At 63.7% G+C, this 20,670-nt stretch carries 20 protein-coding genes and 1 other RNA gene; 10 read left to right on the forward strand and 11 right to left on the reverse strand.

From position 1 onward, the window contains the following. Positions 1 to 20: 20 nt before the first annotated feature. Positions 21 to 665 (reverse strand): VTT domain-containing protein, encoded by a 645-nt coding sequence (locus AC5QPF_RS01475; protein WP_494961704.1) that lies wholly within the window; start codon positions 663 to 665, stop codon positions 21 to 23. Between the two features lie 208 nt (positions 666 to 873). On the opposite strand from AC5QPF_RS01475, the gene hemB reads away from it, so the two are divergent. Together hemB and ppk1 are read left to right on the forward strand one after the other, a co-directional pair. Continuing rightward, positions 874 to 1,884, forward strand: coding sequence for a porphobilinogen synthase (gene hemB, locus AC5QPF_RS01480; RefSeq protein WP_494961705.1), 1,011 nt, complete (start codon positions 874 to 876; stop codon positions 1,882 to 1,884). Between the two features lie 19 nt (positions 1,885 to 1,903). After that, positions 1,904 to 4,138 carry a polyphosphate kinase 1 gene (gene ppk1 / locus AC5QPF_RS01485; RefSeq protein ID WP_494961706.1) on the forward strand — a complete coding sequence of 745 codons (2,235 nt, stop codon included), beginning with the start codon at positions 1,904 to 1,906 and terminating at the stop codon, positions 4,136 to 4,138. Here ppk1 and ppx read toward each other — a convergent pair. Next, complete coding sequence (gene ppx, locus AC5QPF_RS01490) at positions 4,125 to 5,627, reverse strand: exopolyphosphatase (protein WP_494961707.1); 1,503 nt, start codon at positions 5,625 to 5,627, stop codon at positions 4,125 to 4,127. The genes ppk1 and ppx overlap by 14 nt on opposite strands. A 239-nt stretch (positions 5,628 to 5,866) precedes the next feature. Between ppx and trxA the strand changes: the two genes are divergently transcribed. The 5 genes from trxA to AC5QPF_RS01515 all read left to right on the forward strand — a co-directional run bounded on the left by trxA (position 5,867) and on the right by AC5QPF_RS01515 (position 11,180). Continuing rightward, complete coding sequence (gene trxA / locus AC5QPF_RS01495) at positions 5,867 to 6,196, forward strand: thioredoxin TrxA (protein WP_494961708.1); 330 nt, start codon at positions 5,867 to 5,869, stop codon at positions 6,194 to 6,196. A 227-nt stretch (positions 6,197 to 6,423) separates the two neighbouring features. Beyond that, positions 6,424 to 7,683, forward strand: coding sequence for a transcription termination factor Rho (gene rho, locus AC5QPF_RS01500; protein WP_009395654.1), 1,260 nt, complete (start codon positions 6,424 to 6,426; stop codon positions 7,681 to 7,683). 127 nt (positions 7,684 to 7,810) lie between these two features. Further along, positions 7,811 to 9,277 carry a 4-hydroxy-3-polyprenylbenzoate decarboxylase gene (gene ubiD, locus AC5QPF_RS01505; protein ID WP_494961709.1) on the forward strand — a complete coding sequence of 489 codons (1,467 nt, stop codon included), beginning with the start codon at positions 7,811 to 7,813 and terminating at the stop codon, positions 9,275 to 9,277. After that, positions 9,277 to 10,245, forward strand: a complete 969-nt coding sequence (locus tag AC5QPF_RS01510) for a 2Fe-2S iron-sulfur cluster-binding protein (RefSeq protein WP_494961710.1) — start codon at positions 9,277 to 9,279, stop codon at positions 10,243 to 10,245. Before ubiD ends, AC5QPF_RS01510 begins: the two co-directional genes overlap by 1 nt. 284 nt (positions 10,246 to 10,529) lie before the next feature. Next, complete coding sequence (locus tag AC5QPF_RS01515) at positions 10,530 to 11,180, forward strand: gamma-glutamylcyclotransferase (protein WP_494961711.1); 651 nt, start codon at positions 10,530 to 10,532, stop codon at positions 11,178 to 11,180. A 102-nt stretch (positions 11,181 to 11,282) separates the two neighbouring features. Here the strand turns inward: AC5QPF_RS01515 and AC5QPF_RS01520 are convergent, their stop codons facing one another. Next, positions 11,283 to 12,260, reverse strand: a complete 978-nt coding sequence (locus AC5QPF_RS01520; RefSeq protein ID WP_494961712.1) for a zinc-binding dehydrogenase — start codon at positions 12,258 to 12,260, stop codon at positions 11,283 to 11,285. A 163-nt stretch (positions 12,261 to 12,423) separates the two neighbouring features. Here AC5QPF_RS01520 and AC5QPF_RS01525 point away from each other — a divergent pair, with 163 nt between their 5' ends. Beyond that, positions 12,424 to 12,831 carry a flagellar basal body-associated protein FliL gene (locus AC5QPF_RS01525; protein WP_330073711.1) on the forward strand — a complete coding sequence of 136 codons (408 nt, stop codon included), beginning with the start codon at positions 12,424 to 12,426 and terminating at the stop codon, positions 12,829 to 12,831. On the opposite strand, the gene AC5QPF_RS01530 is transcribed toward AC5QPF_RS01525, so the two are convergent. The 4 genes from AC5QPF_RS01530 to AC5QPF_RS01545 all read right to left on the reverse strand — a co-directional run bounded on the left by AC5QPF_RS01530 (position 12,832) and on the right by AC5QPF_RS01545 (position 18,166). Then, a complete protein-coding gene (locus tag AC5QPF_RS01530) occupies positions 12,832 to 13,941 on the reverse strand; it encodes an ABC transporter permease (protein ID WP_494961713.1) in 1,110 nt (369 codons plus the stop codon). It abuts the gene before it with no gap. After that, on the reverse strand, positions 13,941 to 16,661 hold the full coding sequence (gene rbbA, locus AC5QPF_RS01535) for a ribosome-associated ATPase/putative transporter RbbA (protein WP_494961714.1): 2,721 nt from the start codon (positions 16,659 to 16,661) through the stop codon (positions 13,941 to 13,943). The genes AC5QPF_RS01530 and rbbA overlap by 1 nt, the downstream gene beginning before the upstream one ends. Further along, the gene (locus AC5QPF_RS01540; RefSeq protein WP_494961715.1) at positions 16,658 to 17,623 is read right to left on the reverse strand and encodes an HlyD family secretion protein; all 966 of its coding nucleotides are present in this window, start codon (positions 17,621 to 17,623) and stop codon (positions 16,658 to 16,660) included. Before AC5QPF_RS01540 ends, rbbA begins: the two co-directional genes overlap by 4 nt. Positions 17,624 to 17,716: 93 nt before the next feature. Beyond that, complete coding sequence (locus AC5QPF_RS01545) at positions 17,717 to 18,166, reverse strand: EVE domain-containing protein (protein WP_494961716.1); 450 nt, start codon at positions 18,164 to 18,166, stop codon at positions 17,717 to 17,719. Between the two features lie 185 nt (positions 18,167 to 18,351). Between AC5QPF_RS01545 and AC5QPF_RS01550 the strand changes: the two genes are divergently transcribed. Continuing rightward, positions 18,352 to 18,504 carry a hypothetical protein gene (locus AC5QPF_RS01550; RefSeq protein WP_458979949.1) on the forward strand — a complete coding sequence of 51 codons (153 nt, stop codon included), beginning with the start codon at positions 18,352 to 18,354 and terminating at the stop codon, positions 18,502 to 18,504. Positions 18,505 to 18,518: 14 nt separating this feature from the next. Here the strand turns inward: AC5QPF_RS01550 and AC5QPF_RS01555 are convergent, their stop codons facing one another. From AC5QPF_RS01555 to AC5QPF_RS01570, 4 genes are all read right to left on the reverse strand, one after another. Then, on the reverse strand, positions 18,519 to 19,124 hold the full coding sequence (locus AC5QPF_RS01555; RefSeq protein ID WP_494961717.1) for a 5-formyltetrahydrofolate cyclo-ligase: 606 nt from the start codon (positions 19,122 to 19,124) through the stop codon (positions 18,519 to 18,521). An 84-nt stretch (positions 19,125 to 19,208) separates the two neighbouring features. Continuing rightward, positions 19,209 to 19,387: non-coding RNA, 6S RNA (ssrS, locus tag AC5QPF_RS01560), on the reverse strand. A gap of 19 nt (positions 19,388 to 19,406) precedes the next feature. Beyond that, positions 19,407 to 19,724, reverse strand: a complete 318-nt coding sequence (locus AC5QPF_RS01565) for a cell division protein ZapA (protein WP_494961718.1) — start codon at positions 19,722 to 19,724, stop codon at positions 19,407 to 19,409. Further along, positions 19,721 to 19,930 (reverse strand): TIGR02449 family protein, encoded by a 210-nt coding sequence (locus AC5QPF_RS01570; RefSeq protein ID WP_009395629.1) that lies wholly within the window; start codon positions 19,928 to 19,930, stop codon positions 19,721 to 19,723. Before AC5QPF_RS01570 ends, AC5QPF_RS01565 begins: the two co-directional genes overlap by 4 nt. 144 nt (positions 19,931 to 20,074) lie before the next feature. On the opposite strand from AC5QPF_RS01570, the gene AC5QPF_RS01575 reads away from it, so the two are divergent. Continuing rightward, the gene (locus tag AC5QPF_RS01575) at positions 20,075 to 20,629 is read left to right on the forward strand and encodes a UPF0149 family protein (protein WP_494961719.1); all 555 of its coding nucleotides are present in this window, start codon (positions 20,075 to 20,077) and stop codon (positions 20,627 to 20,629) included. The last annotated feature ends 41 nt before the right edge of the window (positions 20,630 to 20,670 follow it).

Genomic DNA, 20,670 nt, shown 5'->3' on the forward strand with positions numbered 1-20,670 from the left:
CTTTGGCGGGTTGGACCGGCTTAGCGCCGGTCACCGCCCTCGGATGGGTCGTGCTGCTCGTCTACGGTTTGCTCAGCCTTGCCGGCCTGTACGTCAGCTGCTTCCTGCCGGGCGATGCGCGCGGCCTTGAAGCGTCGGCGCAGCCACAGGCAGCCGCCGAGCACCAGCAGACCGCCGAGCACCCATAGCTCGTACTTCTTCACGTTGCCCAGCAGCCCTTCGAGAATCGCACCGAAGTGATAGGCGGCCGCGCCGAGGGCCAGGGCCCAGACCGCTGCGCCGATGCCATTGAGCAGGAGATAGCGGCGCGGCGGGTAACCGGAAAGTCCGATGGCTACCGGCATCACCGTGCGCAATCCGTAGACGAAGCGGAAACTCAGCACCCAGATATCCGGATGACGGCGTACGTGCTCCAGGGCGCGGTCCCCCATCATTTGCCAGCGCGGCTTGCGCGCCAGCAACTTGCGCCCATGCCGACGGCCCATGAAGTACCAGAGCTGGTCGCCGGCGTAGCTGCCGAAGAAGGCCACCAGCACTACCAGATTGATATCCATGTATCCGCGGAACGCCAGGAATCCGGCAAGCACCAAGATGGTCTCGCCTTCAAAGAACGTACCTAGAAAGAGGGCAAAGTAGCCAAAATCTTGCAGGAATTGTTGAAGCATTTTCTGGATGCTGGCGAAATGAACGCGCAGCCTACCCCTTCGAGCGCTCTTGGGAAAGTGTCCAAATGTGTCTCGACGTGAACAATTCCTACAGGGGACAATGCCTGCGTCTGTAGGTCGCAGGGTTATCCCCGCCTGTCACACAAGCGTCATAATGGCCGCTTATAACTGTCGCGCCCGCCTGTTCGCGCGGGCTCAGGAGTCTGCCGTGAGCTTTACCCCTGCCAATCGCCTGTTCCCCGCTACCCGCCTGCGTCGCAACCGTCGCGACGATTTTTCCCGTCGCCTGGTTCGTGAGAATGTCCTGACCGTCGACGACCTGATCCTGCCAGTCTTCGTCCTCGACGGTGAAAACCGCCGCGAGGAAGTCGCCTCCATGCCGGGCGTCGAGCGCCTGAGCATCGACCTGCTGCTGGAAGCGGCGGCGGGGTGGGTCGACCTGGGCATTCCGGCCCTGGCCCTGTTCCCGGTGACCCCGGCGGAAAAGAAATCCCTCGATGGCGCCGAAGCCTGGAACCCCGACGGTATCGCCCAGCGCGCCACCCGCGCACTGCGCGCCCGCTTCCCGGAACTGGGCGTGATCACCGACGTCGCCCTCGACCCGTTCACCACCCATGGCCAGGACGGCATCCTCGATGAAGAGGGCTATGTCCAGAACGACATCACCGTCGACGCTTTGGTCCGCCAGGCCCTGTCCCATGCCGACGCCGGTGCCCAGGTGGTGGCCCCTTCGGACATGATGGACGGTCGCATCCAGGCCATCCGCGAAGCGCTGGAACTGGCCGGCCACGTGAATGTCCGCATCATGGCCTACTCGGCCAAGTACGCCAGCGCCTATTATGGTCCGTTCCGCGACGCGGTCGGTTCGGCGCTCAATCTGGGCAAGGCTAACAAGGCCTCGTACCAGATGGATCCGGCCAACACCAACGAGGCGCTGCATGAAGTGGCGGCCGACCTCTCCGAAGGCGCCGATATGGTCATGGTCAAGCCAGGCATGCCGTATCTGGATATCCTTCAGCGGGTCAAGGACGAGTTCAAGGTACCGACCTTCGTTTACCAGGTCAGTGGCGAATACGCGATGCACATGGCAGCAATCCAGAATGGCTGGCTCTCCGAGGGCGTCATTCTCGAATCGCTCACCGCTTTCAAGCGGGCGGGCGCCGACGGCATCCTCACGTATTTCGCCGTACGTGCCGCACAATTGATGAGAGGGCAGTAACGCCCTTCAGGAACGCAATATGAATAACGAAGCACTGATCGAAGCCGCTGTGAAGGACGTCAAGGAAGTGCCGGCCGCACCCGAGCCGATGCTGGAAACCCCGCCTGAGCCCGAAGTGGTTCCGGCGCCGGCGGCGGAAGCGCCGGCGGTCGCGCCCGCTCCGGCCATCGCCGTGCCGGGCCTGGATGACAGCAGCCTGTATATCCATCGCGAGCTGTCGCAGTTGCAGTTCAACATCCGCGTGCTGGAACAGGCGCTGGATGAGTCCTACCCCTTGCTGGAGCGGCTGAAATTCCTGCTGATCTTCTCCAGCAACCTGGACGAGTTCTTCGAGATTCGTGTTGCCGGCCTGAAGAAGCAGATCACCTTCGCCCGTGAGCAGGCCGGCGCCGACGGCCTGCAGCCGCACCAGGCGCTGGCGCGTATCAGCGATCTGGTGCACAGCGAAGTGCAGCGCCAGTACGCCATCCTCAATGACGTGCTGCTGCCGGAGCTGGAAAAACACCAGATCCGCTTCATCCGCCGCCGCCACTGGACGGTCAAGCTCAAGACCTGGGTGCGTCGCTTCTTCCGCGACGAGATCGCCCCGATCATCACCCCGATCGGCCTCGACCCGACCCACCCGTTCCCGCTGCTGGTGAACAAGAGCCTGAACTTCATCGTCGAACTGGAAGGTGTCGATGCCTTCGGCCGCGATTCCGGTCTGGCGATCATCCCAGCGCCGCGCCTGTTGCCGCGGATCATCCGCGTGCCGGAGGACGTCGGTGGTCCTGGCGACAACTACGTGTTCCTTTCGTCGATGATCCATGCCCACGCCGACGACCTGTTCCAGGGCATGAAGGTCAAGGGCTGCTACCAGTTCCGCCTGACCCGCAACGCCGACCTGGCGCTGGACTCGGAAGACGTCGAAGACCTGGCCCGCGCACTGCGCGGCGAGCTGTTCTCCCGTCGCTATGGTGACGCGGTGCGTCTGGAAGTCGCCGATACCTGCCCGAAACACCTCTCCGACTACCTGCTCAAGCAGTTCAGCCTGAGCGAGAGCGAGCTGTATCAGGTCAACGGTCCGGTCAACCTGACCCGCCTGTTCAGCATCACCGGTCTGGACAGCCACCCGGAGCTGCAATACACGCCGTTCACCCCGGCGATCCCCAAGCTGTTGCAGAACAGCGAGAACATTTTCAGCGTGGTGGGCAAGCAGGACATCCTGCTGATGCACCCGTTCGAGTCTTTCACCCCGGTAGTGGACATGCTGCGTCAGGCGGCCAAGGACCCTCACGTCCTCGCCGTGCGCCAGACCCTCTATCGCAGTGGTGCCAACTCGGAAATCGTCGATGCGCTGGTGGACGCCGCGCGTAACGGCAAGGAAGTCACTGCGGTCATCGAGCTGCGCGCGCGCTTCGACGAAGAGTCCAACCTGGCCATGGCCAGCCGCCTGCAAGCGGCCGGTGCGGTGGTGATCTACGGCGTGGTGGGCTTCAAGACCCACGCCAAGATGATGCTGATCCTGCGTCGCGAAGCCGGCGAGATTGTTCGCTACGCACATCTGGGGACCGGCAACTACCACGCCGGCAACGCCCGCCTGTACACCGACTACAGCCTGCTGACTTCCGACGACGCCCTCTGCGAGGACGTCGGCAAGCTGTTCAGCCAGCTGATCGGCATGGGCAAGACCCTGCGCATGAAGAAGCTGCTGCACGCGCCTTTCACTCTGAAGAAAGGCATGCTCGACATGATCGCCCGGGAAACCCAGTTTGCCCTGGAGGGCAAGCCGGCGCATATCATCGCCAAGTTCAACTCGCTGACCGATCCGAAGATCATCCGCGCGCTGTACAAGGCCAGCCAGTCCGGTGTGCGCATCGACCTCGTGGTGCGGGGCATGTGCTGCCTGCGTCCGGGCATCGCCGGGGTGTCGCACAACATCCAGGTACGCTCGATCATTGGCCGCTTCCTGGAGCACACCCGGGTCTTCTATTTCCTCAATGGCGGCGACGAGCAGATCTTCCTGTCCAGTGCCGACTGGATGGAGCGCAACCTCGACAAGCGCGTCGAGACCTGCTTCCCGGTGGAAGGCAAGAAATTGCTGCTGCGGGTGAAGAAGGAGCTGGAGGGGTACCTGACCGACAATACCCACGCGTGGATCCTGCAACCGGACGGCCGCTACGTACGCAGCACGCCGACCGGCAACCAGAACCCGCGCAGTGCCCAGGCGACCCTGTTGGAGCGCCTGAGCAACCCGGTGCTTATCGTACGCTGAGGATGAAGCCGACCCGGGTCAGCCACTCGGCCTCCTGGTCGAAGTCGGCCTGGGTCAGCTGGTTCTCCTGCAACCAGCCATCCGGGAAGGCGACGGCCAGGCTGTCGCCGCTGGCGTAGAGCTCCACCTTCGGCATCTGCTGGGTGCCGCGGATGTGGTGGAACAGGATGGCGAAGCGCAGCAGTACGCACAGGCGGATCAGCTTCACGCCTTCGTCGCCGAATTCGGCGAACTTGTCCTTGGGAATGTTGCGGCGATGGCCGCGCACCAGCAGGGCCAGCATCTGCTGGTCCTCGCGGGAGAAGCCGGCAAGGTCGGAGTGTTCGATCAGGTAGGCACCGTGCTTGTGGTAATGGTAGTGGGCAATGTCCAGGCCCACTTCATGCACCTTGGCTGCCCAGCCCAGCAATTCACGCCAGATCCCCTCCTCGAGATCCCAAGCCTTGGCCACCTGGTCGAAGGCGTGCAGCGCCTTGCGCTCGACCCGTGCCGCCTGGCCCTGGTCGACGTGGTAGCGCTCCATCAGCGAAGTCAGGGTGCGCTCGCGCACATCTTCGTGGTGATGGCGGCCGAGCAGGTCGAACAGCACGCCTTCGCGCAGGGCGCCGTCGCAATGGTCCATGCGTTGCAGCTCGAGGGCGTCGAAGATGGCTTCGAGAATCGCCAGGCCCGCCGGGAAGATGGCCCGGCGGTCGGGTTTGACCCCATCGAAGTCGATCTTGTCAGTCTCGCCCAGCTTGAACAGCCGGCGCTTGAGCCAGGCCAGGCCGTCGGCGTTGACTTCGCCAGCGCCCAGACCGGCGGCCTTGATTGCCAGGCCGATGGCGCGGATGGTGCCGGAGGAACCGATGGCCTCGTCCCAGCCCAGGCGGTGCAGGGCGGTCTCGATGCTCATCAGTTCCAGGCGCGCCGCGGTGTAGGCCTGGGCGTAGCGTGCCGGGGTGATCTTGCCGTCGCGGAAATAGCGCTGGGTGAAGCTGACGCAGCCCATCTGCAGGCTCTCGCGCAGCAGCGGCTCGAAGCGCTGGCCGATGATGAATTCGGTACTGCCGCCGCCGATATCGGCCACCAGGCGCTTGCCCGGGGTATCGGCGAGGGTGTGGGAGACGCCCAGGTAGATGAGGCGGGCCTCTTCGCGGCCGGAAATCACTTCCACCGGATGGCCGAGGATTTCTTCGGCGCGGCGAATGAATTCGCCGCGGTTGCGTGCTTCGCGCAGTGCATTGGTGCCGACGATACGCACCGAGCCCTGTGGCATGCCGTTGATCAACTGGGAGAACCGCTTCAGGCAGTCGAGGCCGCGCTGCATGGATTCTTCGCTGAGCTGGCGCTCCTCGTTGATGCCGGCCGCCAGTTGAACCTTCTCGCCGTTGCGCTCCAGGATGCGGATCTCGCTGTGATGGGCCTTGGCTACAACCATGTGGAAACTGTTGGAGCCCAGGTCGATGGCGGCGATCAGGGAAAGGTTCTTGGCGGAGGATTGGGGCATGGTAATGGCTTCTCGGTCGTTAACCTGGCAATCCTGCCACGATAGTCGGCTCACGCCAACGCGGGGCTGTCCAGGGCTTGATGTGGCGCAGTTTCGCGTAGGAAATGTGTCTTTTGTGTGACAGTCGATACGCCGAATCATCAACTATCATAGACAGACTCAATCGGTTGCGACTTCCTGTCGACAGACAGGGCGGCTATGATGGGCGACGTTTTTTGCTTCCGACCTTGGAGATTTCCATGAGCAGCGATCTTATCAAACACGTCAGCGACGCTTCCTTCGAAGCGGACGTACTGAGTGCCGAACTTCCTGTCCTGCTGGACTACTGGGCTGAGTGGTGCGGTCCTTGCAAAATGATCGCTCCGGTCCTGGACGACGTCGCCGAGGAATACGCCGGCAAGCTGATCGTCGCCAAGCTGAACATCGACGCAAACCCGGACACCCCGTCCAAGAATGGCGTTCGCGGCATCCCGACCCTGATGCTGTTCAAGAACGGCAACGTCGAGGCCACCAAGGTTGGCGCGCTGTCGAAATCGCAGCTCAAAGCCTTCCTCGACGCTCATATCTGAGCCTCGAAAAAGCCCCGCATTTGTCGGGGCTTTTCTCTTTCTGGTGACTAGACGCCAGAAAAAGCAGGTGTTACATTCGGCCTCGCACTGATTCTCCAGTGCCCCCTGCACGCCCGTCGCCGCATTCCAATTCGAATTCAGTACGCGATCTTTCGCCTCCCGCGGCGCGGCTTCATTAAGCCAGATGCTTAATCTCTCCCTTCTTACATGATTACTCCATTCCCCTTATGAACCTGACTGAACTCAAGCAAAAGCCGATTACCGATCTGCTCGAAATGGCCGAACAGATGGGCATAGAAAATATGGCCCGTTCGCGCAAGCAGGATGTGATTTTCTCCCTGCTGAAAAAGCACGCCAAAAGCGGCGAGGAAATTTCCGGTGACGGCGTGCTGGAGATTCTCCAGGACGGTTTCGGCTTCCTGCGTTCGGCGGACTCTTCCTACCTGGCCGGCCCTGACGACATCTACGTCTCGCCAAGCCAGATCCGTCGTTTCAACCTGCGCACCGGCGACACCATCGTCGGCAAGATCCGGCCACCGAAAGAGGGCGAGCGTTACTTCGCACTGCTGAAGGTCGATACCATCAACTTCGACCGTCCGGAAAACGCGAAGAACAAGATCCTGTTCGAAAACCTGACGCCGCTGTTCCCCAACGAGCGGCTGAAGATGGAAGCCGGCAACGGCTCCACCGAAGACCTCACCGGTCGTGTGATCGACCTCTGCGCCCCGATCGGCAAAGGCCAGCGCGGCCTGATCGTCGCCCCGCCGAAAGCGGGCAAGACCATCATGCTGCAGAACATCGCGGCGAACATCACCCGCAATAACCCCGAGTGCCACCTGATCGTCCTGCTGATCGACGAGCGCCCGGAAGAAGTGACCGAGATGCAGCGCACCGTGCGCGGCGAAGTGGTCGCCTCCACCTTCGACGAGCCACCGACCCGTCACGTGCAAGTGGCCGAAATGGTCATCGAGAAGGCCAAGCGCCTGGTCGAGCACAAGAAAGACGTGGTCATCCTGCTCGACTCCATCACCCGTCTGGCCCGCGCCTACAACACCGTGATCCCGAGCTCCGGCAAGGTTCTGACCGGTGGTGTCGATGCCCACGCCCTGGAGAAGCCGAAGCGTTTCTTCGGTGCTGCGCGTAACATCGAGGAAGGCGGTTCGCTGACCATCATCGCCACCGCGCTGGTCGAAACCGGCTCGAAGATGGACGAAGTGATCTACGAAGAGTTCAAGGGCACTGGCAACATGGAACTGCCCCTGGACCGTCGCATTGCCGAGAAGCGCGTCTTCCCGGCCATCAACATCAACCGTTCCGGGACCCGTCGCGAAGAGTTGCTGACCGCCGACGACGAACTGCAGCGCATGTGGATCCTGCGCAAGCTGCTGCACCCGATGGACGAGATCGCCGCCATCGAGTTCCTGGTCGACAAGCTCAAGCAGACCAAGACCAACGACGAGTTCTTCCTGTCGATGAAGCGCAAGTAAGCACTCGCCACACGCAAGAGCCGGGGAAACCCGGCTTTTTGCTATCTGTCTTTCAGACTATTCTGACCGGCCCGGTTCGGCGCTACACTGCCAACCCCGACCGATACGGCCAACACGAGGCTCACGCATGCAGTATCGCGATTTGCGCGACTTTATCCGTGGCCTGGAACAGCGCAACGAGCTCAAGCGCATCCAGGTCCCCATTTCGCCGGTCCTGGAAATGACTGAAGTCTGCGACCGCACGCTGCGGGCCAAGGGGCCGGCACTGTTGTTCGAGCGCCCCACCGGTTACGACATCCCCGTGCTCGGCAACCTGTTCGGCACCCCGGAGCGGGTGGCCATGGGCATGGGCGCCGAGTCGGTCAGCGAATTGCGCGAGATCGGCAAGCTGCTGGCCTTCCTCAAGGAGCCGGAGCCGCCGAAAGGCCTGAAGGACGCCTGGTCGAAACTGCCGATCTTCAAGAAGGTCGTGTCCATGGCGCCGAAGGTGGTCAAGGACGCGCCGTGCCATGAAGTGGTCATCGAGGGCGAGGATGTCGACCTGGCCATGCTGCCGATTCAGCATTGCTGGCCGGGCGACGTCGCGCCGCTGATCACCTGGGGCCTGACTGTCACCCGCGGGCCGAACAAGGAACGCCAGAACCTCGGTATCTATCGCCAGCAGGTGATCGGCCGCAACAAGGTGATCATGCGCTGGCTGAGCCACCGTGGAGGCGCCCTGGACTACCGCGAATGGTGCGAGAAGAACCCCGGCAAGCCGTTCCCGGTGGCGGTGGCTCTGGGCGCTGACCCGGCGACCATCCTCGGCGCGGTCACCCCGGTGCCGGACACCCTCTCCGAATACGCCTTCGCCGGCCTGCTGCGGGGCAACCGCACCGAACTGGTGAAATGCCGCGGCAGCGACCTGCAGGTCCCGGCCAGCGCCGAAATCATCCTCGAAGGCGTGATCCATCCGGGCGAGACCGCGCCGGAAGGCCCGTATGGCGACCACACCGGCTACTACAACGAAGTCGACAGCTTCCCGGTGTTCACCATCGAGCGCATCACCCATCGCACCAAGCCGATCTACCACAGCACCTACACCGGCCGGCCGCCGGATGAGCCGGCGATCCTCGGCGTGGCCTTGAACGAAGTGTTCGTGCCGATCCTGCAGAAACAGTTCCCCGAGATCACCGACTTCTACCTGCCGCCGGAAGGCTGCTCGTATCGCATGGCGGTGGTGACCATGAAGAAGCAGTACCCTGGCCACGCCAAGCGCGTAATGCTGGGGGTCTGGTCGTTCCTGCGACAGTTCATGTACACCAAGTTCGTTATCGTCACCGACGACGATGTCAATGCGCGGGACTGGAACGACGTGATCTGGGCCATTACCACGCGCATGGACCCCAAGCGCGACACGGTGATGATCGAGAACACGCCGATCGACTACCTGGACTTCGCCTCGCCAGTCTCGGGCCTCGGCTCGAAGATGGGCCTGGACGCTACCAACAAGTGGCCGGGCGAGACCACTCGCGAGTGGGGCCGGGTCATCGTCAAGGACGAAGCCGTGACCAAGCGGATCGATGAGCTGTGGAATCAGTTGGGAATAGATTGATGCAGGTGACCTTGCAGCCGTCCGGGGCAGTGATGACCCTCAACCCGGGCGAGAGAATTCTGGAAGCGGCGCAGCGCCTGGGTTACGACTGCCCGCAGAGCTGCCGCAATGGCAACTGCCACGTCTGCGCCGCATTGCTGGTGGAAGGCCGCGTGCGTCAGGAGGGCGAAGTGCGCGATCACGGTGAGCTGTTCACCTGCATCGCCGAGCCGCTGGAAGATTGCGTGCTGCTGTGGGACGGCGTGCTGGCCCTGGGCGAGCTGCCGGTCCGCTCGCTGGCCTGCCAGGTCAGTGAATGCAGCGAGGTCGGTGGCGATGTCTGGCGCGTGCGCCTGCGTGCCCCGGCAGGCAAGCCGCCGCGCTATCACGCCGGGCAGTACCTGATGATCCAGCGCGAAAGCGGCGACAAGGCAGCGTTCTCGCTAGCCTCGGCACCGCACCGTGGCCGTGACCTGGAACTGCACGTGCTGGCCCGCGAGCAAAGCGCCCAGGACCTGATCGCCCAGTTGCAGCGCAATCGCATGGCGCGTATCGAGCTGCCCTTCGGTGATACCCACCTGGCCGAACTGCCGAAAGGTCCGCTGGTGCTGATCGCCGCCGGCACCGGCATGGCGCAGATGCACAGCCTGATCGAGCATTGCCGGGTCCGTGGCTTCCAGCATCCGGTGTACCTGTACTGGGGCGTGCGCCGGCCTGAGGACTTCTACGAGATCGAGGAATGGGCGCAATGGCAGCAACTGCCGAACCTGTTCCTGCACAAGGTGGTCAGTGACCTGTGCGGCTGGGAAGGGCGCTGCGGCCTGCTGCACGAGGCAGTGTGCGAGGACATCGACGACCTGTCGCGGATCCACGTCTACGCCAGCGGCTCCCCCGCGATGGTCTATGCCACCCTCGATGCCCTGGTGAATGCCGGCATGGATGCGCACCAGATGCGCGCTGATGTATTCGCTTATGCACCACGCGGGTAACTTCGGTAATAAGGCGCGCCACAACGGCGCGCTGCGTTAAATAACCAAGCATGAAAGTAAAGTTATAAAGGCCGCCGGCCTTTTAATTGTTGCGCGCGCCGCGAAAAAGTATCGCTACACTTGCAAGAGTACAGTCAAATTTTCCGAAATCCCCGGAGTCAGGGGCTTTGAGCACGACGGGACTTGCTGATCTGCCGTTATCTGCCGTACGGTAAGTGTTCAACGAGTGTGTTGGCTTTATAGTGAGCTACTTCGGTAGTTCACGAGGATCTTTGGCGGCTGCTATGTCGGTACTTGAACCTGCACCTTTCCCCCTGGCCTATCCGCCAGTGCTTGATTTCGGACAGCAATTGTCCCGGGAGCAACTTCTCGACTCCATGCAGAAAACCATGGCACTGCATAAAGGTGGCCCTGTCTGGCTGTTCGCCTACGGTTCGCTGATCTGGCGGCCGGAATGCCAGTCCACCGAGCGTCGTCGTGGGCGGGTGCATGGTTATCACCGGGGCCTGTATCTCTGGTCCCATGAGCATCGTGGTACGCCGGAATGTCCGGGGCTGGTGTTCGGCCTCGACCGTGGGGGCTCGTGCAGCGGGTTCGCCTATCGCTTGCCGGAAGAGACTCTGCAGGATTCGCTGCTGGCGCTGTGGCAGCGGGAGATGCCGTACCCGGCGTATCGCCCGCACTGGCTGAATTGCCGGCTGGACGACGGCAGCAAGGTGCAGGCGCTGGGTTTCGTGCTGGAGCGGCATCTGCCGTGCTACGCGGGGAACCTGCCGGACAGCCTGCTCAGCCATATCTTTGCCAGCGCCAAGGGGCGCTATGGCACGACCCGGGAGTATGTGGAGCAGACGCTGGCGGCGTTGCGCAGCCATGCGATGCCTGACCGGGGTCTGGAGGAGCGCTACAAGCGCTGCCACGCTCAGCAAGGAAGCTGAAGCCTGCCGCGAACCTTGTGGGAGCGGGTTCACCCGCGATAGCGTCAGTGGATTCACCACCGCAATCGCGGGTAAACCCGCTCCCACAGGGTCCGCGTCGTCTTATCTGACGTTGATCACCAACTTGCCCAGCGCTTTGCGCGTCGCCAGTTGCTCAATGGCCTGCCCCGCCTCCGCCAGCGCATAGGTCTTCGAAACCAGCGGCTTCAACTTCCCTTCGGCAAACCAGGCAAACAGCTGCTTGAAGTTCTCCGCATTGTCCGCAGGCTGCCGCTGTGCGAACGAGCCCCAGAACACCCCGAGCACTGCCGCGCCCTTGAGCAGCACCAGGTTTGCCGGAAGCTCCGGAATCCGCCCGCTGGCAAAGCCCACCACCAGCAACCGGCCATTCCACGCCAGGCCGCGTACTGCCTGGTCGAACAGGTCGCCGCCGACCGGGTCGTAGATCACGTCCACGCCCTTGCCGCCGGTCAGGCGCTTGATCTCGTCCTTGAGGCTGGCCTGGCTGTAGTCGATCAGTTCGTCCGCACCTGCCGCGCGAGCGGTTTCCAGCTTTTCGGCACTGCTGGCCGCCGCGATCACCTTCGCCCCCATGGCTTTGCCGATCTCCACCGCCGCCAGTCCGACACCGCCGGAAGCCCCCAGTACCAATAGGGTCTCGCCCGGTTTTAGCTGGCCGCGCTGGGTCAGTGCATGCATCGAAGTGCCGTAGGTCATGCCGAAGGCCGAGGCGGTGACGAAGTCCATGCCTTCGGGAATCGGCATGGCGTTGTAGGCCGGCACCGCCACCTGTTCGGCGAAGCTGCCCCAGCCGGTCAGGGCCATGACCCGGTCGCCGACCTTGAATCCTGAAGCGTTCTCGCCCGCCACGGCAACCACCCCGGCCGCCTCGCCGCCTGGCGAAAACGGCAGCGGCGGCTGGAACTGGTACTTGCCTTCGATGATCAGGGTGTCAGGGAAGTTGACGCTGGCCGCATGCACGTCCAGGAGAATCTCGTTCTTCTTCGGCGTAGGGCTGGCGACGTCTTCCAGCACCAGATCGCGGGCCGGACCATGGGCTTTGCACAACACGGCTTTCATCGGGACTATTCCTTTGCGGGTGGTGGCCGATAAGTGTAGGTGTGCGAAGTGCCCGGTCAACGAGCATGGCCTGGCCTGAATAGGCCGGCATAAGCGAGCCCGGGCTTGGGTTTGCACGGTGCGCTGGGTATGCTGGCGGCCAACTGTTTCGAGGAGTGAATTCGTGAAAGCGTGGATCCTGGTGGTACTGGCATTGATGCTGCCCGCGGCGGCAATGGCCGAAGAAGAGAAGGAAGGTGCGGCACCCAAGGTGTCCTATATCAGCCTGACCCCGCCTTTCGTCGGCAACTACGCCCTCGACGGCAGCCCGCGCCTGCGCGTGTACAAGGCCGACGTGGCGTTGAAGGTCACCGGCGACGCCGATGCCGCCGCGGTCAAGCATCACGAACCGCTGATCCGCAACCAACTGGTGGCGCTGTTCACCCAGCAGACCCTGGATGCCATGAGCAACGTCGAGGCCAAGGAAAAACTGCGCCAGGAAGCCCTCAAGCAGGTGCAACAGGTGCTGGAAAACGAAGAAGGCCGTCCGGTCGTCGAAGACCTGCTGTTCAACAACCTGATCGTCCAGTAATCAGGAAGCCAGGCTGCGGCGGAAGCGCGCCAGGGCGATCGCGAAGAACGCCAGGCCGATCGCCGCCAGGGCCAGCAGGTCCGGCCAGACCACGTTGAGCCCGGCGTCGCGGAACAGGATCGCGGCGCCGAGGCTGACGAAGTGGGTCGAGGGCGACAGTTGCATCACCCATTGCAACCACTGCGGCATGCTGTCCAGCGGCGTGCTGCCACCCGAGAGCAACAGCATCGGGATGATCACCGGGATCGCCAGCAGGCCGAACTGCGGCGTCGAACGCGCCAGCGTGGCAAGAAAGATTCCCAGTGCGGTACTGGCGAACAGGTACAGCGCCGTCACTCCCAGGAACAGTCCCAGCGAGCCCGCCAGCGGCACGCCCAGCGCCCACTTCACGATCACTTCCAGCGACACCCAGGTGCACAGCACCACCACCAGGGCGTTGCTGGCGATCTTTGCCAGCATGATTTCCAGAGCGGTCAGCGGCAGCACCAGCAGATGGTCGAGGGTGCCGTGCTCGCGTTCGCGCAGCAGCGCGGTGCCGGTAAGGATGATGGCGAGAATGGTGATGTTGTTGACGATCTGGATCACCGCGAGGAACCAGCCGCCCTCCAGGTTGGGGTTGAACAGGGCCCTGGGCTCCAGCTGGATCGGTGTGCTGCTGGCGGCGTTGGCGTAGTCGAGCAGCTCGCGCTCGAAGATCCGCCCGATATAGCCGGCCCCCATGAACGCCTGGCTCATCGCCGTAGCGTCGACGTTGATCTGGATTTCCGGCGAGCGGCCGGCCAGCAGGTCGCTGTGGAAATTCACCGGGATATTGATGACGAAGGTGAACAGCCCGCTGTCCAGGCTGCGGTCCATCTGGTCGTAGGCCAACGGCACGGCCGCCTGGAATTCCGGCGGTTGCAGGGCTTCGGCGAGCTTGCGCGAGATCGGGCTGTGGTCCTCGTCGACCACGGCGACGCTGGCGTTGTGCACGCCGATCACCGAGCCCGCCGCCGGCATGTAGATCGCCACGCTGAAGGCATAGAGCAGGAACAGCAGCAGGACGCTGTCGTGGCGCAGGCTGGTCAGTTCCTTGAGGCCAAGGCGCAGGATATGGGCAAGACGCTGCATCAGGCCTCCTGTTTCTTCAGCATCACCAGGCTCAACCCGGTGAAGGCGGCGAAGAAGCCCAGCAGCGCCAGGCATTGCGGCCACAGCTCGCGCAGGTCGAGGGCCTTGGTGAAGGTGCCGACGGCGATATCGAGGAAGTAACCTGCCGGGAACAGCTGGCCCATCAGCGCCGCCGAGCCGTCGAGGGAGGAGCGCGGCACGATCAGCCCGGAAAACTGGATGGTTGGCAGGCTGGTGAGGATCATGGTGCCGAGGATCGCCGCGATCTGGGTGCGGGTGAAGGCCGAGATCAGCAGGCCGAGGCTGGTGGTCGCCAGCAGGTAGAGTACGCCGCCGCAGGCCAGGGCCAGGGCGCTGCCCTTGAACGGTACGCCGAACAGCCAGCGGTTCATGGCCACCAGCAGCGCCAGGTTGACCAGGCTCACCGCCAGGTAGGGCATCTGCTTACCGAGGAGGAATTCCAGGCGAGTCAGCGGCGTGGCGTAGAAGTTGGTGATCGAGCCCAGTTCCTTCTCGCGGACGATGCCCAGGGCAGTGAGCATTGCCGGGATGAAGGCCAGGATCAGCGCCATCACCCCGGGACCGATGGCGTTCACGCTGATCACGTCCTGGTTGTAGCGAAAGCGCGTCTCCAGCTTCACCGGCGCCTGACGTGGCTGTGCCGGGCTACTCAGAGCCGCCAGTTGCTCAAGGTTGGCCTGGTGCACGGCCTCGACATAGTTGCGGCTGGTTTCGGCGCGGAACGGCATACCGCCATCCAGCCACGCGGCGACCACTGGCTGGCGCCCGGCCAGCAGGTCGCGGCCAAAGCCGGGCGGTATCTCCAGGGCCAGCTTGATCTCCGAGCGCTGCAGACGCTGATGCAGTTGCTTCGGATCACGGATCGGCGGCTGTTCGGCGAAGTAGCGCGAACCGCGGAAGGCTTCCAGATAGGCGCGGCTCTGCGGGCTCTGGTCCTGGTCGTAGACGGCGAAGGCGAGGTTCTCCACGTCCAGGGAAATGCCGAAGCCGAAGATCACCATCATGAACAGCGCGCCGGCCAGGGCGAAGGCCAGGCGCACCTTGTCGCGCAACAGCTCCTTGCCTTCGCGGCTGGCAACGGCGACCAGGCGGGTCAGGCTGAAGCCCCGACGCGGCGGCGGGCTCGCGCTGGCCTCGGGCGTGTCGAGACTGGCCTCGGGCGTTTCCGGTGCGCCGCCCTGGGCCTGTTCCAGACAGGTGACGAAAGCGTCTTCCAGGGTTTCGCCGCCGTACTGCAGCCGCAGCGCTTGCGGTGTGTCGCAGGCCAGCACCTGGCCGGCGTGCATCAGGGAAATGCGGTCGCAGCGCAGGGCTTCGTTCATGAAGTGGGTGGAGAGGAAGATGGTCACGCCCTGGTCCCGTGACAGCTCGATCAGCAGCCGCCAGAAATCGTCGCGGGCGGCCGGGTCGACGCCCGAGGTGGGTTCGTCGAGGATCAGCACTTCCGGGCGGTGCAGTACCGCGACCGCGAGCGACAGGCGCTGGCGCAGGCCCAGGGGCAGGGCACCGGACTGCTGGTCGGCGATATCGCCGAGGTCGAAGCGCTCGATCAGCTCGGCGATGCGCGGGGCGCTGTCGGCCTTGCTCAGGTCGAACAGCCGCGCGTGCAGCTCCAGGTTCTGGCGCACGCTCAGTTCGCCGTACAGCGAGAAGCTCTGCGACATGAAGCCGACCCGCTTGCGTGTGGCAAGGTCCCTGGCGTCCACCGGGCGGCCGAGCAGGGTGGCGCTGCCTTCGCTGGCCGGCATCAGGCCGGTTAGGACCTTCATCGTGGTGGTCTTGCCGCAGCCGTTGGAGCCGAGGAAACCGAAGATTTCGCCGCGGCCGATGGCGAAGCTGACCTTGTTCACCGCCGTGAAGTCGCCGAAGCGCAGGGTCAGTTCATGGGCCTCGATGGCGATGCTGGCATCGCTGGCATCTCGCGGCGGGATGCGCAGTGGTTCCACGTCTTGACCGCTGTCGCCCTGGAAATGGGTGAAAGCTTCGTCCAGCTTGCCGCTGGCGGTGACCTCGGCCAGTTTCACGCTGGGCCCGGCGGCGATCAGCTTGCCGCGGTCGAGCATCAGGCAGTGCTCGAACTGCTCGGCCTCTTCCATGTAGGCCGTGGCCACCAGCAGGGTCAGTTGCGGGCGCTGCTGGCGCACGCTGTCCACCAACTCCCAGAAGCGCCGCCGCGATAGCGGGTCGACGCCGGTGGTGGGCTCGTCGAGGATCAGCAGGTCCGGCTCGTGGATCAGGGCGCAGCACAGGCCGAGCTTCTGCTTCATGCCGCCAGACAGCTTGCCTGCCGGCCGCTCGGCGAAGCGCAGCAGGTCGGTGGCCGCCAGCAGGGTGTGCATGCGCGCCTCGCACTCGGCGCGGGACAGGCCGAACAAGGTGGCGAAGAAGCGGATGTTCTCGCTGATCGACAGGTCCGGGTACAGGTTGCCGCCCAGGCCCTGGGGCATGAAGGCGATGCGCGGGTACAGGCTGGCGCGGTGCGAGCGGCGCTGGATCGGGCCGCCGAGCACCTCGAGCTCGCCCTGCTGCAGCTTCTTCACCCCGGCGATCAGACCGAGCAGGGTGGATTTGCCGGCGCCGTCCGGGCCGATCAGCCCGCAGCGGGTGCCAGCGGGCAGTTCGAAGGCGATATCCTGCAGGGCTTGCAGCGCGCCGTAGCGATGCTCGATACCGCTGGCACGCAGGGCCGGAGCGTTCATTGCAGGTTGACCGGCCAGTCTACGGGGGCCGTTCGCACATAGCCGGCGCCGGGCATGCCGGGCTTGGCCTGGGGCACGGCGTCGGGCGCGGTCAGGCGCAGCTTGACGCGGAACACCAGCTTCTGCCGCTCGTCACGGGTTTCCACCTGCTTGGGGGTGAACTGGGCCTTGGCCGCGACGAAGGCGATCCTCGCTGGCAGTGCCTGCTCGGGCAGGGCGTCGAGGACGATGCGGGCCTCGTCGCCCACGGTGAGCCGACCTGTGGTGGAGGCAGGCAGATAGAGGTTCATGTACTGGTCGCTGGGATCAATCAGCAACAGCACGCGGCCACCGGCGCCGAGCACTTCGCCAGGTTCGGCCAGGCGCAACTGGATCACGCCGTCGAGGGGCGCGCGCAGGCTGCTGTCATCGATTTCGCTGGTCAGTTGCGCGACCTGGGCCTCGGCTGCACCAATTGCCGCCTTGATCGCCGCCAGTTGCGCGCGGGCCGCGACCACCGCCGAGTTGCTGGTGTCGAAGCGCGCCTGTTGCTGGTCGAGCAACTGCTGGCTGGCGTATTTGCGCTGGAACATTTCCTTGATCCGCTTCAGTTCCTGGCTGGCCAGCAACTGCTCGCTCTGGCGCAGTTGCACGGTGGCCTGGGCGGCGGCGTGGTTTTCCCGGGCACGCGCCACTTCGGCTTCGGCCTGGGCGCGCTGGGCTTCGAGGGTGCGGGTATCGATGCGCGCGAGAAGCTGGCCGCGGCTGACCTTGTCGCCTTCGTCCACAAGGACTTCGGCGAGGCGCCCGGGTACCTTGCTGGCGATCTGCACTTCGGTGGCTTCGAGGCGCCCGTTGCCCATGGCCAGGCCTTCGGGAAGGCGGTCGTGCAGGGATTTCCAGTAGCCCAGGCCACCGGCGGCGACCAGGAGTGCGATCAGCGCGCCGGCGAACAGTCGGGGCGTACGTTGGCTCTTCGACATGATTCTGCGTCCTGTTGCATACACGTCTGATTGTGACGTGCCGCCTGCCTTGGCGGATTGATTCGCGTCAAATGAGCCCCGATCCTACGCCGTTCAGCGAAGATTGAGTATTGCCGCCCATTGATCCGCTGTGACTGGCATCACAGACAGACGACTGCCTTTCTGCACCAGCGGCAGTTCGGCCAGTGCCGCCTGCTGCTTCAGGTAGCCCAGGCCAAGGACCTTGCGGAAGGTTTCCACATGGGCGACGTCCACGGCGCTCCACGGGTTCTTCTCGGCGTTGGCCTTGGGGTCGTGGTAATGGCTTTCCGGGTCGAGGGCGGTCGGGTCCGGGTAGGCGGCATTGCTGATCCGCGCGATACCGGCGATACCCGGCTCGGGGCAGCTTGAGTGATAGAAGAAGAACTCGTCGCCGACTGCCATCGCACGCATGAAATTGCGCGCCTGGTAGTTGCGCACACCGTCCCAGCGGGCCTCGCCGAGACGGGCCAGATCTTCGATGGACAGCTCGTCGGGTTCGGATTTCATCAGCCAATAGGCCATGGGTTCAGCTCCTTCATCGTTCTGAAACAACCTGTTGCATCAAACCGACGACTGGCTGACGTCAAGGTTTGCGTGCGGACGAATGTTGTCGGAAAATGCGCCAATTTTGAGCTTGACGCTGCTGCACGGCCTATAACAAGAACCGCTGCGGACATCGTGATGAGTTTGCCTTAGGGGGGCAATCGATGAATCGCAAACCGGATTTGTTCTGGGTACTTGTTTTTGTGTTCGGTCTTGGCGTGGTCACCACCGGTTACGCCCAGAGCCTGTGGGAGCGCAATGCCGACGCCGCGTACCAGATGCCGGTAGCTCCCGCGCAAGCCCAGGCCAAGCGTTGAGCCGGCGCCTCTTGTCAGCGCGCCAGGTACCAGCTTCTGTCCGATACGGTTCCCTGTAGGGGAACGTCCCAACTGGCTTGTGCCAGTCGCTCCACCTTCTGGCATTCGTGTGCCAGTCCCAGCAGCAAGGGTTTCTTCCACGTCTTGCGGCGGCCTTGGTAGGCCAGGCTGCGATCGTAGAAACCACCGCCCATGCCCAGGCGTCCGCCCGTTTCGTCGAATCCCACCAGCGGCAGCAGGATCAGATCCAGCGCCCAGATCGGCCGTTGTCGCGCCAGGCTGATGGGCGGCTCGGGGATGCGGAAGCGGTTGGGTCGCAGCTTTTCCCCATGCTCGAAGCGTTGGAAAGCCATCTTGGTCCGCGGCCAGGCGTGCAGCACCGGCAGGTAGGTGAACTTGCCACGGCGCTGCGCCTCGCGCAGGAGCAGGCGCGGGTCTATCTCGCTGTCGTTGGGCAGGTACAGGGCAATGTGCTTCGCGCGGCGGAACAGTGGATGCTGCGCCAGTTGGCGGTACAGGCCGCGGGCGGCGCGCCGCTGCTCGGCTGGCGTCAGGGCACGACGGGCATCTCGGAGCAGGCGGCGAAGTTGGGGGCGGGTAAGCGACGCGGTGTCGGTCATGGCACTGGCCCTTGGAGCAGACGTCATGGCGTGACGTTGCGGATGCCCGCGCGGCAGGAGGAAAAGGCGCGAGCAATGAAAAACAGGCTCCCCGACGAACCGCTGTCGGTGTAGCCCTTGAACCCGAAAGTTCAAGGTGGAGATTGCAGGGGGCGTTAAGGCTTTCCGTCAAGCGGACATGCACACCGGCCCCAACGTGCAACCCCCGTGGTTGTGCGTATCGGCTCAGGGACATGACCGACTGGCAAGCACTCCAGGGAGTGGGGCGGAGTATACAGAAACTTAGTTGCTTTTTGTATCCGCGTCGTCGGCCAAGGCCTGGTCCACGCGCTCCAGCAGGTCGCGCACCTGCTCACGGGTCGCGCCGCCACTCTGTGCGTCCGGGCGCTCCTGGTTGTGCAGCAGGTCGTGGGTGATGTTCAGCGCCGCCATCACGGCGATGCGGTCAGCACCGATCACCTTGCCGCTGCTGCGGATCTCGCGCATCTTGCCGTCCAGGTAGCGAGCCGCGCTGATCAGGTTGCTGCGCTCTTCCGGCGGGCAGATGATCGAATACTCTTTGTCGAGGATCTGCACGGTGACGTTGTTCGGTGAACTCATGAGTCTTGCTCCAGGGCCTTGAGCCGCGAAATCATCGATTCGACTTTCTGTCGCGCGATTTCGTTTTTTTCGATGAGGTGGGCACGCTCCTCGCGCCAGGATTTTTCCTGCACGGATAGGAGTGCATTTTGCCGTTTTAGTTGCTCGACCCGCTCGATCAGCAGTTCGAGGCGGCTCTTCAGCGTTTGCAGCTCGTCTTCTTGCATTGCTCGCCACTCGGTTCGGTCCGACCCGGAATCCTGCCTCCGGCACCTGCGTAATTGCCCGCGTCGATGGTCTTGGCGCGCCTGCCGGTGCTAGGATACAAGGCCTTCATTCTAGTCATTGCGCCGTCTGGCGCCTAGTTGCCCATGCCTACTACCAATTCGCCGTACACCGCCTTCGCCACCCTGCTCAGCAGCAACGGCCATCCTGTTTCCCCCGCTGAACTGCACGGCCTGTTGCTCGGCCGCAGCTGCGCCGGCGCCGGTTTCGACGTCGACAGCTGGCTGGCCGATGCCGCCCAGCTGCTGGAAAGCGAACCGGTAGACAACGTGCGCAACGCTTTGATCGGCCTGCAGGAAATGGTCAAGGCCGAACTGACCGGCGAAGATATCACCATCGTCCTGCTCCTGCCGGGCGACGACCAGCCTCTGACCGAGCGCGCCGCAGCCCTGGGCCAGTGGTGCCAGGGCTTCCTCAGCGGTTTCGGCCTGAACGCCGGCGGCAAGGACCTGAGCAGCGAAGTCAACGAAGTGCTGCAGGACCTCAGCGCCATTTCGCAAGTCCAGGACGCCCTGGAAGAATCCGAAGACGGCGAAAGCGACTATATGGAAGTGATGGAGTACCTGCGCGTTGCGCCGCTGCTGCTCTACACAGAGCTGGCCAAGCCGGTCGCAGCCACCGCCAAACCTTCCTTGCACTGAGGCCGAACAGGGGTTCCCCGTGGCAGTCACCCATATCCCGA

It is taken from the genome of Pseudomonas sp. Con_6 (assembly GCF_059379395.1).

Bases quoted from the DNA above. Each gene is read 5' to 3' on its own strand.
- AC5QPF_RS01520 (WP_494961712.1), bottom strand. From the start codon at position 12,260: ATGAAAGCCGTGTTGTGCAAAGCCCATGGTCCGGCCCGCGATCTGGTG.
- AC5QPF_RS01565 (WP_494961718.1), bottom strand. From the start codon at position 19,724: ATGAGTTCACCGAACAACGTCACCGTGCAGATCCTCGACAAAGAGTAT.
- AC5QPF_RS01515 (WP_494961711.1), top strand. From the start codon at position 10,530: ATGTCGGTACTTGAACCTGCACCTTTCCCCCTGGCCTATCCGCCAGTG.
- AC5QPF_RS01545 (WP_494961716.1), bottom strand. From the start codon at position 18,166: ATGGCCTATTGGCTGATGAAATCCGAACCCGACGAGCTGTCCATCGAA.
- AC5QPF_RS01540 (WP_494961715.1), bottom strand. From the start codon at position 17,623: ATGTCGAAGAGCCAACGTACGCCCCGACTGTTCGCCGGCGCGCTGATC.
- AC5QPF_RS01570 (WP_009395629.1), bottom strand. From the start codon at position 19,930: ATGCAAGAAGACGAGCTGCAAACGCTGAAGAGCCGCCTCGAACTGCTG.
- AC5QPF_RS01510 (WP_494961710.1), top strand. From the start codon at position 9,277: ATGCAGGTGACCTTGCAGCCGTCCGGGGCAGTGATGACCCTCAACCCG.
- rbbA (WP_494961714.1), bottom strand. From the start codon at position 16,661: ATGAACGCTCCGGCCCTGCGTGCCAGCGGTATCGAGCATCGCTACGGC.
- ppx (WP_494961707.1), bottom strand. From the start codon at position 5,627: ATGCCCCAATCCTCCGCCAAGAACCTTTCCCTGATCGCCGCCATCGAC.
- AC5QPF_RS01550 (WP_458979949.1), top strand. From the start codon at position 18,352: ATGAATCGCAAACCGGATTTGTTCTGGGTACTTGTTTTTGTGTTCGGT.
- AC5QPF_RS01475 (WP_494961704.1), bottom strand. From the start codon at position 665: ATGCTTCAACAATTCCTGCAAGATTTTGGCTACTTTGCCCTCTTTCTA.
- ppk1 (WP_494961706.1), top strand. From the start codon at position 1,904: ATGAATAACGAAGCACTGATCGAAGCCGCTGTGAAGGACGTCAAGGAA.
- AC5QPF_RS01575 (WP_494961719.1), top strand. From the start codon at position 20,075: ATGCCTACTACCAATTCGCCGTACACCGCCTTCGCCACCCTGCTCAGC.
- rho (WP_009395654.1), top strand. From the start codon at position 6,424: ATGAACCTGACTGAACTCAAGCAAAAGCCGATTACCGATCTGCTCGAA.
- AC5QPF_RS01555 (WP_494961717.1), bottom strand. From the start codon at position 19,124: ATGACCGACACCGCGTCGCTTACCCGCCCCCAACTTCGCCGCCTGCTC.
- AC5QPF_RS01530 (WP_494961713.1), bottom strand. From the start codon at position 13,941: ATGCAGCGTCTTGCCCATATCCTGCGCCTTGGCCTCAAGGAACTGACC.
- trxA (WP_494961708.1), top strand. From the start codon at position 5,867: ATGAGCAGCGATCTTATCAAACACGTCAGCGACGCTTCCTTCGAAGCG.
- ubiD (WP_494961709.1), top strand. From the start codon at position 7,811: ATGCAGTATCGCGATTTGCGCGACTTTATCCGTGGCCTGGAACAGCGC.